The 901-nt window shown below is 43.6% G+C and carries 1 pseudogene; it reads right to left on the bottom strand.

From position 1 onward, the window contains the following. Nucleotides 1–416: pseudogene (locus tag OZD61_RS03230) on the bottom strand (group II intron reverse transcriptase/maturase); the annotation flags it as partial. Between the last annotated feature and the right edge of the window lie 485 nt (nucleotides 417–901).

Below are 901 nucleotides of genomic sequence, written 5' to 3' on the forward strand. Positions count from 1 at the left end.
TTCTTAGGTCTGTACCCATATGATCCGTCCTGAAAGTCAGATTCAAATATTGGTTCAATTATTAGCTTTAGTGCACTTTGCACTATTCTATCCCGGATGCAGGGTATGTTCAACGTTCTGAGTTTTCCCCCAACTTTTGGTATTTCCTTTCTCCGGTTCCTATTTGGGCTATAGGTTTTGGTTGTTAGTTCGTGTCTTATTTGCTGAAGATACTTTTCTAAGCTTTCTGCCTCTATTGATTTGAATGTCACCCCATCAATTCCTGGTGCCCCATTACTTTTCTTTGTTAGCTTATATGCTTCTTCTAGTGTCTCCATCTTGCAGACGTGAACATAGATTCCCCAGAATCGCCATTCCGGTTCTGCCTTCGCTTTGGTATATATCTTTCTTCTCAGGTCTTGTAATTTTATCGGCATTTTTGTCATTTTTACCTTTACCTTCCTTTTGTTAAAAGATCTCCACTAGCAGGGTGCCTTTGCTCCATGAGAGTTACCTCACTTCTTCACTACTACGCACCCATCCGTCACCCTCTCATCTTCGGTTCATTTCCTGTTTTCCAGTTATAGAACTTACCGCTCCAAGGTATTTCTTCCTGGGATGAGTAGGGCTTCTCCAGTTGCTTCATATGTCCTCATTACCATGCCATCACTATCACCCCGCTAAAGTAGATATGCCGTATCATTCGGGTTTTCAGCTATCCCTATTGCCTTCACCCTACCAACGTGGGCTCAGCCTTTAGGATTTGTAATTTTCGAGGCCACCTATGTGTTCGCTTTCGCTACGGCCTGGTAATTCGCCCTTATCCTACAATAACGTTGTCGGTAGGCTTCAACACTTTGGTCTCCCTACATGCTGCTACCCAAGCTACGGGACTCCGACTTTTATCCCGGTAGGTTTAACT

Origin of the sequence: Wolbachia endosymbiont of Drosophila bocki, assembly GCF_028982005.1 — a bacterium.
Taxonomy (GTDB): Bacteria; Pseudomonadota; Alphaproteobacteria; order Rickettsiales; family Anaplasmataceae; genus Wolbachia; species Wolbachia pipientis.